13 protein-coding genes and 1 pseudogene are annotated in these 15000 nt (G+C 63.0%); 6 read left to right on the top strand and 8 right to left on the bottom strand.

The window, feature by feature from the left end; all coding sequences use genetic code 11:
• Nucleotides 1-76: 76 nt before the first annotated feature.
• Nucleotides 77-1618 (top strand): annotated as a pseudogene (locus tag BIWAKO_RS12960) (autotransporter family protein); the annotation flags it as partial.
• Between the two features lie 149 nt (nt 1619-1767).
• Here the strand turns inward: BIWAKO_RS12960 and BIWAKO_RS12955 are convergent.
• The 8 genes from BIWAKO_RS12955 to BIWAKO_RS12920 form a co-directional block, all read right to left on the bottom strand.
• The gene (locus BIWAKO_RS12955) at nt 1768-2430 is read right to left on the bottom strand and encodes a peroxiredoxin (RefSeq protein WP_069879024.1); all 663 of its coding nucleotides are present in this window, start codon (nt 2428-2430) and stop codon (nt 1768-1770) included.
• 252 nt (nt 2431-2682) lie between these two features.
• Nucleotides 2683-3663: a peptide ABC transporter ATP-binding protein gene (locus BIWAKO_RS12950; protein WP_069879023.1), complete on the bottom strand. Its 981-nt coding sequence runs from the start codon at nt 3661-3663 to the stop codon at nt 2683-2685.
• Nucleotides 3660-4685 carry an ABC transporter ATP-binding protein gene (locus tag BIWAKO_RS12945; protein WP_069879022.1) on the bottom strand — a complete coding sequence of 342 codons (1026 nt, stop codon included), beginning with the start codon at nt 4683-4685 and terminating at the stop codon, nt 3660-3662. Before BIWAKO_RS12945 ends, BIWAKO_RS12950 begins: the two co-directional genes overlap by 4 nt.
• 2 nt (nt 4686-4687) lie before the next feature.
• Entirely contained in the window at nt 4688-5599 is a 912-nt protein-coding gene (locus BIWAKO_RS12940; protein WP_069879021.1) for an ABC transporter permease subunit, read from the bottom strand.
• Between the two features lie 48 nt (nt 5600-5647).
• Nucleotides 5648-6658 carry an ABC transporter permease subunit gene (locus tag BIWAKO_RS12935; protein WP_069879020.1) on the bottom strand — a complete coding sequence of 337 codons (1011 nt, stop codon included), beginning with the start codon at nt 6656-6658 and terminating at the stop codon, nt 5648-5650.
• A 68-nt stretch (nt 6659-6726) separates the two neighbouring features.
• Entirely contained in the window at nt 6727-7551 is an 825-nt protein-coding gene (locus BIWAKO_RS12930) for a M55 family metallopeptidase (RefSeq protein ID WP_069879019.1), read from the bottom strand.
• A gap of 66 nt (nt 7552-7617) precedes the next feature.
• The gene (locus tag BIWAKO_RS12925) at nt 7618-9228 is read right to left on the bottom strand and encodes an ABC transporter substrate-binding protein (RefSeq protein ID WP_069879018.1); all 1611 of its coding nucleotides are present in this window, start codon (nt 9226-9228) and stop codon (nt 7618-7620) included.
• Between the two features lie 73 nt (nt 9229-9301).
• Entirely contained in the window at nt 9302-10891 is a 1590-nt protein-coding gene (locus BIWAKO_RS12920; RefSeq protein ID WP_069879017.1) for an ABC transporter substrate-binding protein, read from the bottom strand.
• Nucleotides 10892-11316: 425 nt separating this feature from the next.
• On the opposite strand from BIWAKO_RS12920, the gene BIWAKO_RS12915 reads away from it, so the two are divergent.
• From BIWAKO_RS12915 to BIWAKO_RS12895, 5 genes are all read left to right on the top strand, one after another.
• Entirely contained in the window at nt 11317-12009 is a 693-nt protein-coding gene (locus tag BIWAKO_RS12915; protein ID WP_069879016.1) for an RNA polymerase sigma factor, read from the top strand.
• A 95-nt stretch (nt 12010-12104) separates the two neighbouring features.
• Entirely contained in the window at nt 12105-12629 is a 525-nt protein-coding gene (locus BIWAKO_RS12910) for a DUF4142 domain-containing protein (protein WP_069879015.1), read from the top strand.
• Entirely contained in the window at nt 12607-12960 is a 354-nt protein-coding gene (locus BIWAKO_RS12905) for a cupredoxin domain-containing protein (RefSeq protein WP_244523435.1), read from the top strand. The genes BIWAKO_RS12910 and BIWAKO_RS12905 overlap by 23 nt, the downstream gene beginning before the upstream one ends.
• A gap of 73 nt (nt 12961-13033) precedes the next feature.
• Nucleotides 13034-13939 carry a patatin-like phospholipase family protein gene (locus BIWAKO_RS12900; protein ID WP_069879014.1) on the top strand — a complete coding sequence of 302 codons (906 nt, stop codon included), beginning with the start codon at nt 13034-13036 and terminating at the stop codon, nt 13937-13939.
• Between the two features lie 154 nt (nt 13940-14093).
• Nucleotides 14094-14996, top strand: coding sequence for an amino acid ABC transporter permease (locus BIWAKO_RS12895; protein ID WP_069879013.1), 903 nt, complete (start codon nt 14094-14096; stop codon nt 14994-14996).
• Nucleotides 14997-15000 lie beyond the last annotated feature (4 nt).

Genomic DNA, 15000 nt, shown 5'->3' with positions numbered 1-15000 from the left:
TGCAGCCTTCGACGTCACCAATGTCACGGTCGACCCGACCAGCACCTGGACGGTCACGGCGAGCTCGACCGTCACCCAGCAGGTCGCGAATGCCGGGCTGATCCAATTCACGCCGCCGGGTGGCGATCCAACCATACTGGGCAGCTACAAGACGCTGACGACGCAGACCTATCTCGGCGCGGGCGGAACGCTCGGGCTCAACACCTTCCTCGGCAGCGATGGCTCCCCTTCCGACCGGCTGGTCATCAATGGCGGAGTCGCAACCGGCAATTCATTCCTGCGCGTGACGAACACCACTGGCCCAGGCGCTCTCACCACCGGCAACGGCATCCTGGTCGTCGATGCGATCAATGGGGGCACGACGGTGCCTGGAACTTTCGCACTGGGCCGGCCGGCAGTCGCCGGCCCCTATGAGTATTCGCTCTACCGCAGCAGTGTCGACGCCTCCGGCCCGGAGAACTGGTACCTGCGCTCCGAGTTATCCCCTGTGCCGCCCGGTCCCGGACCAACTCCCTCGCCGCCAGGCACGGGCATCCCGGATTTTCGGCGCGAAACCTCGCTCTATGCCGCGCTTCCGGCCATGGGGCTGATCTATGGCCGCACCCTGATCGACAGCCTGCATGAGCGCGTCGGCGAACTCGCTCCCCTGACGCTGCCGCCGGTCAGCGAGGAGCGCACGATCTGGTGCAAGAATCCGGAGAAGAATTTTCGCTGCACCACGACCGTGCAACTGCCGGCGAGCGCGACAGCGCCTGGCCGCTCCTATGCCTCGGCCGGGTGGGCCCGGATCATCGGCCAGCACGGCAACCAGGATGGCGGCCCCTGGGGCATCTATCGCAATGGCCCGAACTACGATTACTACATCTACGCTTTCCAGGCCGGGCTCGACCTCTATCGCAGCATCAGCGCCGACGGCTCGCGCGACCATGCCGGCCTCTATGCCGCGATCGGCCGGATCCAGGGTGATGTCACCCATTTCAACGGCGCCCGCGCCGGCACCAACACCATCGACGGCTATTCGCTCGGCGCCTACTGGACGCATTTCGGGCCGTCCGGCTGGTATCTCGACGGTGTCCTGCAGGGCACCTGGTTCGATGCCGAGGCCGATTCAAAGCGCCTGATCAAGCTGAAGCGCGACGGTTTCGGCTTCGCGGCTTCGCTCGAGGGCGGCTATCCCCTCCAGCTCGGCAACGGCTTCATCCTCGAGCCGCAGGCGCAGGTGATCTACCAGACCCTGGTCAACGGCTCCGGCGGTGATGGGGCAGCCCTGGTGCGCTTCAGTGATGTCGATTCCCTCGCCGCCCGCGTCGGCGCCCGCCTGGCCAGGAGCTGGGCGCTGGAAGAGGATACGCGCGCCAGGCCTCGCCTGCTCACGGCCTGGTTGAAGGCCAGCCTTTGGAACGAGTTCCTGGGCAATCCGAAGACCGAGTTCTCATCGGCCACCGGGCTGATCCCCTTCCGCGCCGATCTCGGCGCCTCCTGGGCCGAGCTCAGGACCGGCCTCGACGCCCAGATCACCAGGAACACGGCGCTCTACGCCTCGGCCGGCTACTCGATTGGCCTCAACGGCCGCTCGCACGCCTATGACGGCAGACTCGGAATCAAGGTCAGCTGGTGAACAGCTGGATCGAAGCCAGGAGTTGACCGGGCCCGATGCGACCAGCCGGCCCGTGACCGCTGAACCGGCCACGAGCGGGCTGCTATTCTGCTCCGACAGCCTGTGCTCTATCGCGACTGTAGCGCGTAGCGGCCGAGGCAAAGCCTCTCTCACCCGCCAGGCTGGGGCACGATCCGGATATAGGGCTTGGGCTCCTTCCAGCCTCCCGGATAGAGCTGCTTTGCTTCATCGTTCGACACCGAGCCGGCAATGATGACGTCCTCGCCCGGCTTCCAGTTGACGGGGGTCGCGACCCGGTGCTTCGCCGTCAGCTGGAGTGAATCGATGACACGCAGAACCTCGTCGAAATTGCGCCCGGTCGTCATCGGATAGACCAGGATCAGCTTGATCTTCTTGTCCGGCCCGATGACGAAGACATTGCGCACCGTCTGGTTATCCGCCGGCGTCCTGCCGTCCGAGGTACCAGGCGTGCTGGCGGGAAGCATGCCGTAGAGCTTCGAGATCTCCAGTTCTGGATCGCCGATCATTGGGTAATTCGGCCTGTGGCCCTGTGTTTCCCCGATGTCATCCGCCCAGCGTGCATGGTTCCCGACCGGGTCGACGCTGAAGCCGATGATCTTGACGTTGCGCCGGTCGAACTCGGGCTTGATCTTGGCCATGTAGCCGAGTTCGGTCGTGCAGACCGGCGTGAAATCCTTTGGATGGGAGAAGAGCACGCACCACGAATCTCCAATCCAGTCGTGGAAGCGCATACGCCCTTCCGTCGTTTCAGCCTCGAAATCCGGTGCCGTACTGCCGATCTGAAGCGACATCACAAACCTCCTGTTGCAGCGCCCTTGCGTGCCGGTATCGCACGCGGCGGACGACACTATGGCACGTTGACCCGGCGAATATTTGGCATCAGCGACCGGCTTCTGAACCAGATCAATGGTGGCATGGGGCGGGGCATCACGGCGAATGCAGGCGGTCAGCCCTGACGCGGCCGGCCCCGATCTTCAACAACAACCACGTCCCAACACTGTCGCGGTCGATCGAAATCGACCGCGACAGCTCGCGCTTGCAGCTCAGGCCGCCTCGGCCAGAAAGCGTTCCGCGTAATGGCAAGCGACAAGCCGCTCGTCCAGCTTACGCGCCACCGGGCGCTCGGCGCGGCAGCGATCGGTCACATAGGGGCAGCGGGTCGAGAACACGCAGCCCTTCGGCGGATCGAGCGGCGACGGCAGCTCGCCGCGCAGCACGATGCGTTCGCGCTTTCCTGCCGCCACGCTTGGCGTCGAGGCCAGCAGCGCCTGTGTATAGGGATGCAACGGCCGGGCGAAGATCGCGTGCTTCGGACCATGCTCGATGGCGTGGCCGAGATACATGACCATCACGTCATGCGCGATGTGACGCACGACGCCGAGATCATGCGAAATGAACAGATAGGCGAGCTTGAGCTCATCCTGAAGGTCGGCCAGCAGATTGAGCACCTGGGCCTGGATCGAGACGTCGAGCGCCGAGACCGGCTCGTCGGCCACCAGCAGCTTCGGCGACAGGATGAGCGCGCGCGCGATCGCGATGCGCTGGCGCTGCCCTCCCGAGAACTGGTGCGGATACCGGTTGTAATGCTCCGGGCGCAGGCCGACCTTGGCCATCATCGCGCGCGCCCGCTCCGTCCGCTCCGCCTTCGTCAGCGAGGTATTGATCAGGAGCGGTTCTTCCAGGATCGCGCCGATCTTCTTGCGCGGGTTCAACGAGCCATAGGGGTTCTGGAAGACGAGTTGCACGGTTCGCCGCAGGCGCTTGGCTTCGCCCGAGGGAGGCGTAACGGCGTCAAGCCCGTCGAGCATCAACGCGCCCGAAGTCGGCTTCTCGATCAGCGTTGCCATGCGGGCGAGCGTCGACTTCCCGCAACCGGACTCGCCGACCACGGCGAGCGTCTTGCCGGCTTCCACGGAGAAGGACACGCCGGTGACCGCCTGCAGCTGGGCCGGCGCGCGGAGGAAGCCGCGATTGACCGAATAGACCTGTGTCAGCTCGCGCGCTGTGACGATGGGAGTGCTCACGATGTGCTCTCCACCGTCACGGGGTGAACGCCGCCCGCCGCTCTGGCCTTCTCCCGCTCCGGATCGCCGAGCGGGTAGTGGCAGCGGATCTGCCCTCCCTGCCAGGGCCGGAGATCGGGACGCACAAGGCGCGAATGATCGGTGGCATAGGCGCAGCGCGGGCTGAACAGGCACCCCTGCGGGCGGTCATGCGGGCCGGGAACCATGCCGGGGATAGTGGCGAGCCGGTGCTCGCCTTCACTGCGCTCCGGCAGGGCGGCAAGAAGTGCTGCGGAATAGGGATGCTGGGGAGCAGCGAAGAGGGACGCCACATTGCGCTCCTCCATCACCTGCCCGGCATACATCACCATGATGCGCTGCGCAGTCTCCGCGACCACACCCATATTATGGGTGATCAGGACGAGCGCCATGCCGCGCTCCTTCTGCAGCGACATCAGCAGATCGAGTATCTGCGCCTGGATGGTGACGTCGAGCGCCGTCGTCGGCTCGTCGGCGATCAGCAGCCGGGGATTGCACGCGATCGCCATGGCAATCATGACGCGCTGGTTCATGCCGCCGGACAATTGATGCGGGAAGGCCTTGAGCCGGCTTTCCGGCGCGGGGATTCCAACCTGTTCGAGCAGCTCGATGCTGCGCCTGCGCGCCGCCTTGCTATCCATCCCCTCATGCGCCTTCAGTGTCTCGGCCAGTTGGAAGCCGATGGTGAAGCAGGGATTGAGGCTGGTGCTCGGCTCCTGGAAGATCATCGCCACATCCTTGCCGGTGAGCTTCCGGCGCTCCCGATCGGAGATCTTGAGCAGGTCGCGCCCGGCAAAGGCGAGGCGGTCGGCCTTGATCCGGCCGGGATATGCGACAAGTCCCATCAGCGCGAGCATGGTGACGCTCTTGCCTGAACCGGATTCGCCGACGACTCCGAGGATCTCTCCTTCCTCGAGCGACAGGCTGACACCGTCGACCGCCCGCATCACCCCCGTAGAGGTCGGGAATTCGACACTCAGATTCTCAACTTCGAGCAGCGGCATGGTCAGCGCTTCAGTTTGGGATCGAGGGCATCGCGAAGGCCGTCACCAAGCAGGTTGAACGCCAGCACGGTGATCAGGATCATCAGGCCCGGCAGGGTGACGACCCACCAGGCGCGCAGCACGAATTCACGCGCATCGGCCAGCATCGTGCCCCATTCGGGCGTCGGCGGCTGGGCACCAAGGCCAAGGAAGCCGAGCGCCGCCGCATCGAGGATCGCGGTGGAGACGCCGAGCGTCGCCTGGACGATCAGGGGGGCGGCGCAATTCGGCAGCACTTCCTTGAACATCAGGCGCAGCGTGCCGGCACCGCTGACGCGGGCTGCGATGACATAGTCCTTGGAGGTTTCGGCGATCACCGCCGCGCGCGTGATGCGGACATAATGCGGCAGCACCACGATGGCGACCGCCAGCATCGCGTTCATCAGGCCCGGCCCCAGGATCGCGACGATGACGATAGCGAGCAGCAGGCTCGGCATCGTCAGGACGATGTCCATCAGCCGCATGATGACGATTTCGGTGATGCCCTTGAAGAAGCCGGCAACCAGGCCGAGCACGATGCCTGCCGCCATGGCGATGGCAACGACCACGATGCCGATCACCAGCGAGAGACGGGCGCCGTGAAGCAGTCGGGACAGGATATCGCGGCCGATCGCGTCGGTGCCGAGCGGATAGGCCAGCGAGCCACCCTCCTGCCAGAAGGGTGGCTTGAGGAAGACGGCATTGTTGGTGAGATAGGGCGAATGCGGCGAGAGGACATCGGCGAACACCGCCATCAGCAACACGGCGACGATGACGACGAGTCCGGCAACCGCGCCGCGATTGGCGCTGAAATAGCTCCAGAATTCGCGCAACGGATGCGGCGGCGTGCCAGGCGGCACGGCAGCGGAGGGTGCTTCAAGCGTTTCGGCGGTCATCTGTCAGCGTCCCGCGAAGAAATCAGCCATGTCACGATCACAGGTCCTTCAGCGCGCATGTCTGATGCGTGGATTGATCAGGCCGTAGAGCAGATCGACCAGGAGGTTGACGCTCATCACGACGACGCCGATCAACAGGGTGCCCCCCTGCAGGACCGGATAGTCGCGCCGGCTGATCGCCTCGATCAGCCATTTGCCGACCCCCGGCCAGGAGAAGATCGTCTCGGTCAGGATCGCGCCGGTAAACAGCACGCCGACCTGCAGGCCGATGACCGTCACCACCGGAATGAGCGCATTGCGCAGCGCGTGCAGCGCAATGACCCTGAGAGGCGCCATGCCCTTGGCGCGCGCCGTGCGGATATAGTCCTCGCCGAGCACTTCAAGCATGGCCGAGCGCGTCATCCGGGCAATGACCGCAAGCGGGACCGTACCCAGGACGATCGCCGGCAGGACGAGATGCGACAGCGCCGACTTGAAGGCGCCGAAATCGCCCGCCAGCAGGCTGTCGATCGTCAGGAAGCCGGTTACCGGCTCGATATAGTACTGCACCGCGATACGGCCGGAGACCGGCGTGATACCGAGCTGCACGGAGAACAGCAGGATCAGCAGCAGGCCCCACCAGAAAATCGGCATGGAATAGCCGGTCAGGGACAGCCCCATGACGCCGTGATCGAAGATCGAGTTGCGTTTGACCGCAGCCAGGATGCCAGCCGGCAGGCCGATCGCCAGCGCCAGGAAGATCGCGCATAGCGCAAGCTCGATCGTCGCCGGGAACAGCGCCGAGAATTCCGAGATGACGCTTTCGCGTGTCACGATCGACTTGCCGAGATCACCCTGCAGGACGCGACTGATATAGATCCCGTATTGCGTCAGAACCGGCTTGTCGAAGCCGAACTCCTTGCGCAGAAGCTCGTGGCGGGCCGGATCGATGCCACGCTCGCCGGCCATGGTCTCGATTGGATCGCCCGGGACCAGCCGGATCAGGAAAAAGGCGAGCAGCGTGATGCCGATGAAGGTCGGAATCACCAGGCTGACGCGGGTCAGGATGAAACGCAGCATGGATGAGCCAGTCTTGTCGGGGTACCGGCGGCCTGAAGCATGGACCGCGAACGGGATGTTTCGTCCTGCTATTGCAAATTAGAACTATATCCTAATGCGAAGACCAGGAAACGCTGCAAATCGAGGATATCGTCGGCGACGTAGCGCACCGTGAACGCGTCGAGGCGCTCGATGCCCTTGAGCATGATGAGGTACTCGACCGGCTGCCGATAGAGGAAGCTGAGTTCCAGCGTGATCGGGCCCGGCAGGCGATAGGGGACGATCCCCGCCCGGCGTGCGATGGCGCGCTGCACGCCCTCGGCAATCAGCTCGTAGGAGGCCTCCGGCATCAATGTGCGCGCCGAGAGGCGGCTATGCGCCCATTTGACCGTGACGGCCTCAATATCGGGCAGGAGCGCCCTGGTCTCCCCGATGCAGACATCATCGCCGCTGACCAGCAGCACGGGTGTGCCGAAATGCCCGGCGATCGCGGCATTGATCATCGCTTCCGGGGCCGAGATGCCATTGACGCGGACCTCGCGCAGGCAAGCGCTGCGAAACGTGTGCGCCAGGATGCCGTCCGGATTGGTGGCCCCGGCGTGATAGCCGATGAAAAGCGCGCCGGCATATTCGCCTGCCTCCATGCCCTGCATCATCGAGAGCGGGCGCGGCCAGGATCGAACGACCTGGACCGCCTTGGGCAGGCGGTCCAGCAGCAGGTTCTGCGCGTTGCCATGGCTGTCGCTGATCACGACCTCGCTCGCCCCGGCCGCGAAGGCGGCGTTGGCGGCGGCGGTGACGCTGTCGGTCATCCAGATACGGGCCGACTGATACTCAAACCCCTCGGGGCGCGTGTGCTCGCGCGTCACGACACCGGCGATGCCCTCGATATCCGCCGAAATATAGATCCGCATGACACTGCGCCCCCGTCACCAATCGTATTCGGGCGCGGTTCGCCTCTCCGCGGCCGAATGTCAACGTCATTTTGCCAGCGATACACCGGTAAAGGGCTGGCCGCCGAAGAAATGGATCTTGTAGTCTTTCACTTCCTTGCGCACCGGCGTGAAAGCCTGCGCGTTGGCAAAGAGCAGGCCTCCGACATCTTCCTGGAAAATCTCCTGCATGCGCCGGAACATCTTGGTGCGCTCACCCTGATCCGTGATCGTGTTGGCCTTGGTCAGGAGGTCGGAGAATTCCTGGTTGCACCAACGTGCCCGGTTGGCGCCGGATTTCACGCCATCGCAATGCCAGCCCGACAGCAGGATCTGGCTCGGATCCGGATAGTCCCAGGTGTAGCCGAACATGCCGACCTCATGGTCGCCGGCGCGGCCGCGCTTGAGATACTCGCCCCACTCGAAGCTCTGGATCTCAGCCTGGACGCCGATCTTCGCCCAGTCGGCCTGGATCAGCTCGGCCGCACGGCGTCCGTTCGGCATATAGGCGCGGACGACAGGAATGGCCCAGAGCGTGGTCTTGAAGCCATTCGGCAGGCCGGCCTCCGCGAGCAGGGCCTTGGCCTTCTCGGGATCATAGGGGCGCGGCTGCAGGCCTTCATGATGCGACCAGAGTGATGGCGGGACGATCGCGGCCGTCTGCTTGCCGGTGCCCTGATAGACCGCATCGATGATCGCGGGGATGTTGGTCGCATAGACCAGCGCCTCGCGCACCCGCTTGTCGTCGAAGGGCTTCTTCTGCTGGTTGAAGGCGAGGAAACTTTGATCGGCAATGCTGCCGGAAAGCATCGTCAGATTGGGGTCAGCCCGCATCGCCGGCAGGTCGCCAGGATTCGGATAGCGCGCAATCTGGCATTCGCCCGATTTCACCTTGGCGAACCGCACCGCAGCGTCCGGCGTGATCACGAAGATCAGGTCGTTGACCAGGGCCACGCGATCCGGGTTGCCCGCTGTCTTGGTCCAGTGGTCGGGCACCGCGCGAAAGCGGATCGTGGCGTCCTTCTGGTAGGCCAGCAAGGAGAATGGGCCGGTACCGATCGGCACCTGGTTGACCTGCTCGGGCGTGCCCGCCTTCAGCATCGCATCGCCATACTCCGCCGACAGGATCGACATGGGCTCGACCGAAAGCGCGCTGAGCAAGGGTGCATAGGGCCGTGTCAGGACAAGCCGGACGGTCTGGTTATCGACCTTCTCGATCGCCTTCAGGCTGGGCCGGACGATTTCGTTGAAGAACTGATAATTGGTGCTGCCGACCTTATGGTAGGGATGGTTCTCATCGAACATGCGCTGGAACGAAAAGACCACGTCATCGGCAGTAAGGCCGCGTGTCGGTGTGAACGCCTTGTTCGCGTGCCATTTCACCCCGCTGCGCAGCTTGAACGTATAGGTCAGTCCATCCTCGGAAATGGCCCAGGATTCGGCCAGGCTCGGAATGATCTGGGAACCGCCGCGTTCGGTGGCGACCAGGCGATCATAGATCTGGGCCGCCACGTCATAAGCCGTGTTCTGCGAGGAGAACTGCGGATTGAGGAAGTCGGGGCTCGCCTCGGAGCAGACGACGAGCGTTTGAGCCGCGACCGCGCCAGCCTGTAAAGCTAACGCAACGGCAGCCGCCGCTGCAATATGTCTAATCTTCATGACGCTCTCCCGAAGTAAAAAGGGCGCGACCTCTCGGCCGCGCCCTAATCAATGCATCAGTCGGGGCGGGGCCTCAATTGATGTCAACGCCATAGAAGGTATGCCTGCTGAACGGGGACAGCCTGAAGTCCTTCACTTCCTTGCGGACAGGCTTCAGTTGCACCGCATGCGCGATGGTGAACCAGGGTGACTGCTCCTTGAAGATCACCTGGGCCTGACGATAGAGCTCGGTGCGCTGCGCCGTATCGGTGATCTTCTTGGCCTTCTGCACGAGGTCCTCGAAGGGCTGGTAGCAGAACTTCGCGACATTGCCGCCATTGTTCTTCGAAGCATCGCAACCCAGCAGCGTGTGCAGGAAGTTGTCCGGATCGCCATTGTCGCCGGTCCAGCCGAACATGCCGGCCTGGTGCTCGCCCGCCTGCAGACGCTTGCGGTACTCGCCCCACTCGAAGGTCTTGATCTCGGCCTTGATGCCGACCTTGGCGAGATCTGCCTGCATCAGCTCCGCGATGCGCTTGGCGTTGGGGTTGTACGGCCGCTGCACCGGCATGGCCCAGAGGTCCATCTCGAAGCCGTTCGGATAGCCCGCCTCGGCAAGCGCCTTCTTGGCTGCCTCGGGATCGAAGGGGTCGTCCTTGATCGTCTCGTTGTAGGACCACATCGACGGCGGAATCGGATTGATCGCTGCGATGCCACTGCTCAGATAGACGGCGTCGATGATCGCCTTCTTGTTGATTGCCATGTTGACGGCATGGCGCACCTTGACGTCGTCGAACGGCTTCTTGGTGGTGTTATAGGCGAGATAGCCGATGTTCAGGCCCGGCTGCTCCAGGATCTGGACATTGGCGTCCTTCTTCATCGCGTCCAGATCGGCCGGGTTCGGATAGGGCATGACATGGCATTCGCCCTTCTGGAGCTTGGCCCAGCGGACCGAGGCATCCGGCGTGATGGCGAAGATCAGGTCGTCGATCTTGGCCTTGCCGGCCCAGTATTCCGGGAACGCCTTGTACCGGATGATCGCGTCCTTTTGATACTGCACCAGGGAGAACGGCCCGGTTCCGATCGGGTCCTGATCGATCTTCTCGGGAGTACCGGCCTTCAGCATCGCATCGGCATATTCCTTGGACTGGATGCTGGCATACTGCATCGCAAGATCTGACAGGAATGGCGCCTCGGGATTATTCAGCGTGATCTTGACGGTGTAATCATCGACCTTCTCGACCGACTTCAGCAACTTGGGCATGCCCATGTCGTTGAAATAGGAATGGTTCGAGCTGGTGACCTTGTAATAGGGATTGTCTTCCTTCCACTGCCGGTCGATCATGAAGATGAAGTCGTCGGCGTTGAAGTCGCGTGTCGGCTTGAAGGCGCGTGTATTGTGCCACTTCACACCCTTGCGCAGGTTGAATGTATAGACCAACCCATCGTCCGAAACCGTCCATTTCTCGGCCAGAGCGGGAAGGACCTTGGTCCCGCCGCGTTCGAACTGGACGATGGTGTCGTAGATCTGGGTATTGGCATCGAACGACGTACCGGTCGTGTTGATGCTCGGAGCGAAATTCTCGGGGCTGCCTTCCGAACAATAGATCAAAGTCTTGGCTGACAGCGGCCCCGCCGCCATCAGGGCAGCCGCCGACAGCGTGGCGAACAGGATTTTTTTCATGGTCAGCTCTCCCACTTAATGACCCTCGGGCCGGATTGGTCCGCGCCCAGTTCCGCTGAACCCGCCCTGCCCGCGGCAGGATCGTCGGCCCGACCGGAAGTTGGTCCCGATTGAGGCTGAACCTATTGGAATGCGCAGAGAGTGGGTAGCTGATTTTCTGGGGTTATGAACGTCGATCGGACCTGCCCCCCGGACGGCGATGCCGAAGGCTCAAGCGATCCGTTTCGGCGCTGCCCTCACCCCGAATACGCGTGCTGTGCGCGTCCCCACAGGTGGCCCCCGGCAGTTGGACCAAGCTTATGCTGGGCGATGCTCTCTTCGGGAACTATGGTTCCCCGAGCGTGGCTTTCCACGTGTGTCTTTCTGAAGTCTTCGCGGAACCTTTTTCGTCGCTTTCCATCTCATGCAAAGGGAGGAAGCCGCCCATGCCACAGGTTCGAAGAGACACACACGACGAGGCCTCGATTCTCAACGACCTCGACCTGGTGCGCCGGGCGGTCGCGCGCGACGGTGATGCATTCCGCACGATCATGCGGACGTATAATCAGCGGCTCTACCGTATCGCCCGGGGAATCGTCCGCAATGGTAGCGAAGCCGAGGATGTTGTGCAGGAGGCTTATGTCCGGGCCTTCACTCATCTCGAGAGCTTTCGCGGAGATTCCTCTCTTGCCACATGGCTGTCCCGCATCGTCATCAACGAAGCACTCGGGCGCCTGCGCAGGAGCCGGCAAGAGATCGAACTCGCGAGATCGACCGATCGGAGCGCTGCGGCGCAGATCATTCCGTTTCCCTGCAACACCAGCTGTGACGATCCAGAGCGGGCCATGGCGCAACGACAGATCCTTCAACTCGTCGAGCGGGCAACCGACAATCTTCCCGACACCTATCGCTCGGTCTTCATCGCCAGGGTGATCGAAGGCCTGAGTGTCGAAGAAACGGCGGAGCTGCTCGATCTGCGGCCCGAGACCGTCAAGACCCGCCTGCATCGGGCCAGACATCTCCTGCGCAAGCAGCTGGACGAACAGATCGGTCCCGTCCTGCTCGACGCCTTTCCATTTGCCGGCCGGCGCTGCGAGCGCCTGACCGACGCGGTGATGAAGCGGCTCGGCTTTTCCTGATCGATCCGGGAACGTTTTCGATCCCGCGGCATCCAATGTTCGTCAATCGAAAGACAAGGCCTGAAGCAATTCAGCGGTCAGGCGAAGGAGGTTCCATGTTCACGCGACAGAACACGGCATTGGCCGCACTTTCACTCCTCGGCACGGTGTCCTTGGCGCAGGCCGCCGACACGCCGACCGATCCGCAGATCGCGCACATTGCCTACACCGCCGGCACGATCGACGTCGAGGCGGCGAAGCAGGCGATTGCGAAATCCAGGAACAAGACCGTCATAGCCTTTGCCCATGACATGGTCCGCGACCATGAAGCGGTGAACAAGCAGGCACTCGACCTAGTGAAGAAGCTGAAGGTCAGCCCTGAAGACAACGATACCAGCCGCAGCTTGTCTCAGGCCGCGACGGCCGAGCGGAGCAAGCTCTCGAAACTCCAGGGCGCAGCCTTCGACAAGGCCTATGTCGATAACGAGGTGGCCTACCACAAGCAGGTGAACGGCGCCCTCCAGACGCTGCTGATCCCCTCGGCAAGCAACAGCGAATTGAAGGGCCTGCTCGAAACCGGCCTGAAGCTTTTCCAGGGCCACGAGCAGCACGCCGCACATGTCGCTGCCGAACTCCGGTGAGGGCAAGATCATGTCGTTGAAGCAGCGCCTCTGGACCGTTGCCGGACTGCCGCTGATTCTGGGCACGGTCACGGCGCGGGCGGAGACCATGCAGGTTTCGATCGACAGGCTGGTGTTTTCGCCCGCGGAGATCACCGTGAAGGTCGGGGACACGGTCGAGTGGCTCAACAAGGACATTCTCGCCCATACCGCGACCGTGAAGGGTGGAATGGACGTGATGATCCAGCCGAAGAAATCGACGAGTCTGGTCCTGCAGAAGGCGGAAACGGTCGAATATTACTGCCGCTTCCACCCCAACATGAAGGGCCGCATCACGGTATCGGCGCCATAGCCGCCGAACTCATGGCCGCGCGGTCGTGACAGCATCCCGCGCCACGACCGCAGGATCCGAGAGGGCCCAGCCCATGACCAGCACCGCTGCCCGACCAGCAACCGCCTTCGTCCTCGCAGGAGGTGGCAGTTTCGGCGCCATCCAGGTCGGCATGCTGCGATCGCTCGTGAGCCGTGGCATTGCAGCGGATATGGTCGTCGGTTCAAGCGTCGGAGCGCTGAATGGCGCCTATTACGCGGGCAACCCCACGCTCGATGGGGTCCAACGACTGGAGACGATCTGGCGTGGCCTGCGCCGACGCGACGTGTTCCCGTTGAGCTGGCGCACGATGCTCGGCTTCTTGTACCGGCGGGACTTCCTCATCGCCTCGGATGCGCTGCACCAGCTCGTCGATCGCAATCTTTCCTACGCCAATCTCGAGGACGCCAAGATCCCGGTGCATGTCGTCACGACCGATATTCTGTCGGGCGAGACCGTCGTGCTTTCGCGAGGCTCAGCTGCGCAGGCCATCATTGCAAGCGTGGCGATACCGGCGGCCTTCGCCCCGGTACAGTTCAACGGTCTCTATCTTGCCGATGGCGCCATATCGAGCAACACGCCAGTCAAGGTCGCAATATCATGCGGCGCAAGGCGCCTGATCGTATTGCCGACCGGTTACGCCTGTGCGCTTGAGAAGCCGCCCGTCGGGGCCGTCGCAAGCGCGCTGCACGCCTTGACCCTGCTGATCGTGCGGCAGCTCTTCAGCGAGTTGCAGGGGCTCGACGACAGCGTCGATTTCTTCGTCCTGCCACCGCTCTGCCCGCTCGCCGGATCGCCCTATGATTTCTCGATGACCAGCGAACTGATCGAGCGGGCGGCAAAAAGCACCGACGCCTGGATTGCCGACGGCGGCCTCGACCGACCGGGCGCCCTTGCCCATTTGGGTACACACAAGCACTCGGGATCACAGGGTGAATGCGACAGCGTGCTCCCGCATTGAGGTCGCTCCCCTCGAAATATCCTAGCGCGTCAAGCGCGAGGCAGCGCGCTTGCCAGTCGCGCCTCATATTAGACAAAAATATTCGATTTGGAATTTACAGTCCATCTACCTCCTGTTATGGCTCCCGCAACGATCGGGAAGATCGGGGGGATGAATGGCTGCCGACAGGGTTGTTTGCCGGAAGGGCGCGATTTACGGCGACGAGATCCTGGAGGTTGCAACACTTCCGACGATCCGCAGACGCCATTACGGCCGTGTCGTCGGCGTCGCCCTGATCGTCGTCGCCCTGGCTTTCATCGCCAAAGCCTTCTCCGAGGGCCAGATCGAATGGAAGGTCGTTGGCCAGTTCTTCACGGCCCCCGCCATCCTTTTCGGCCTTCTCAACACGATCTGGATGACCTTGTGCGCGATGGCGCTTGGCATCGTGCTCGGCGTGATCTTCGCGATCATGTACATGTCGCCCAATCCCGTGATCAGCCGCTGCGCGGTCGCCTATATCTGGTTCTTTCGCGGCACGCCGCTGCTGCTCCAGCTTCTGCTCTGGTTCAACCTCGCTCTGGTCTTCCCCACCATCTCGATCCCCGGACTCTTCGAAGCCCGCATGGTCGACGTGATGACGCCCTTCGTCGCGACGCTGCTTGGGCTCGGTCTGAACCAGGGCGCCTACACGGCGGAGGTCGTGCGCGGCGGCATTCTCTCCGTCGATACAGGCCAGGTCGAGGCGAGCAAGAGCATCGGCATGACGCCGCTGGCGACGCTGTTCTACATCGTGCTGCCGCAGGCGATGCGGGTCATCGTGCCGCCGGTCGGCAACGAGGTCATCAGCATGGTCAAGCTGACCTCGATCGCCAGCGTGATCGGCTATAGCGAAGTCCTGCGCAACTCACAGGACGTCTATTACGCGAACGGCCGCGTCATCGAACTCCTGATCGTCACTGCGTGCTGGTATCTCGCGGTCGTGACCGTGCTCCAGGTCGGTCAGCACTTCATCGAGCGCTATTTCTCCAAGGGCTATAGCCGGCGCAACGGCGTGCCCGCTCCGGCCGCGTCGGCATGAAGTG

This window comes from Bosea sp. BIWAKO-01, assembly GCF_001748145.1.
Taxonomy (GTDB): Bacteria; Pseudomonadota; Alphaproteobacteria; order Rhizobiales; family Beijerinckiaceae; genus Allobosea.
The sequence above is the reverse complement of the archived record's forward strand: the minus strand, read 5'-3'. Positions and strand labels throughout refer to the sequence as shown.